The 1,369-nt window shown below is 54.1% G+C and carries 2 protein-coding genes; both read right to left on the reverse strand.

The window, feature by feature from the left end:
- Positions 1-10: 10 nt before the first annotated feature.
- Positions 11-298 carry a hypothetical protein gene (locus AB0M56_RS50565; RefSeq protein ID WP_364190855.1) on the reverse strand — a complete coding sequence of 96 codons (288 nt, stop codon included), beginning with the start codon at positions 296-298 and terminating at the stop codon, positions 11-13.
- Between the two features lie 16 nt (positions 299-314).
- Positions 315-1,271 (reverse strand): carbamate kinase, encoded by a 957-nt coding sequence (gene arcC, locus AB0M56_RS50570; protein WP_000240546.1) that lies wholly within the window; start codon positions 1,269-1,271, stop codon positions 315-317.
- Positions 1,272-1,369 lie beyond the last annotated feature (98 nt).

Here is a 1,369-nt window from a genome sequence, read left to right on the forward strand (position 1 = left end):
CGCCCAGCACTTAGCTACCATCGGCAAGTTTGATTTTGCCAATTGCCAGCCCAGCGGGTTCGCTCATTAACAGAGCGGCAAAACTGGCCAGCGGTAATTGCCAAATTTCTACGTCGACGTGTGTTCCTCCTTCATTCACGCGAATCATTCCCGGATGGCGATCATTAATACTCCACAACCGGTAATGGGCGTCAGTTCGGTCTTCACGGACAAAAATACCGCCCGCTTTTTGCATATTTGGGTTGAGTTCCAGGCCGCGCATCAGCGTTCCGTTAACGGCTAAAAGCGTTGTAGTCATTGTGTTCTCCAGAGAATTAAAGGGTTATCCATGTGCCGCTCTGATGCGCCAGGGCTGCTTTTATGGTTTGCGGTGAAGTAATCAGGCCGCTGGCCTGTTTGCCTTGTTGCTGGCTGGCATTGATGAAATCAACAATGGCTTCCACTTTGGGTTGCATACTGCCGACACCAAACTGACCTTCCCGCAACAGCGTTTGCGCTTCGGCAACGCTGATAGCGTCGAGCCACTGTTGTTGTGGTGTACCAAAGTTAATCGCTACTTTTTCTACACCGGTGGGGATCACCAGCAGATCTGCGCCTAACTGACTGGCGAGCAGCGCGGAGGCCAGATCTTTATCGATCACGGCTTCCACACCTTTCAGTTGTTGCCCGTCTCGCACCACCGGAATACCGCCGCCGCCGCAGGCAATAACCAGATATCCCTGGCGCACCAGGTGAGCGATGGTGTCGTGCTCAATAATTTCCAGTGGTGCAGGAGAGGGAACTGTACGCCGCCAACCACGCCCGGCGTCCTCCATCAGCGTCCAGCCGAGTTGTTGTTGGCGTTGTTGGGCTGTTGCTTCATCGAGAAACGCGCCAATTGGTTTACTGGGGCTGGCGAAAGCATCGTCATGTGGGCTGACTCGCGTTTGTGTCACCAGGGCAATTACCGGTTTGTTTATGCCACGGCGAGCCAATTCGTTATGCAGCGCTTTCTGGAACATGTAGCCAATTGCACCTTGTGTATCACCCACGGCGTAATCAAGTGGAACCGGAGAAACTTCGTTACTGGCGAGTTCAGAGCGGCGCAGAATAAAGCCCACCTGCGGGCCATTACCGTGGGTTAGTACCAGGTCCCATCCGGCTTCAACCATATCAACGATATGTTGCACGCTTTCCATCACTGCAACATATTGATCGGGAATACTATTGCGTTGCTCGTCCTGAATGAGCGCATTGCCGCCAACCGCGACGACAGCCAGTGGCTTAACCATGATGGTTCTCCTTTGCGACGATCTCCGCCAGTGCACGTACAGCGGCGACAAAACAGGCCATCGGCGCAGTGGTGATCCCGGCACCAATTTGCCCGACC

This window comes from Amycolatopsis sp. NPDC051372 (assembly GCF_040682095.1).
Taxonomy (GTDB): Bacteria; Actinomycetota; Actinomycetes; order Mycobacteriales; family Pseudonocardiaceae; genus Amycolatopsis.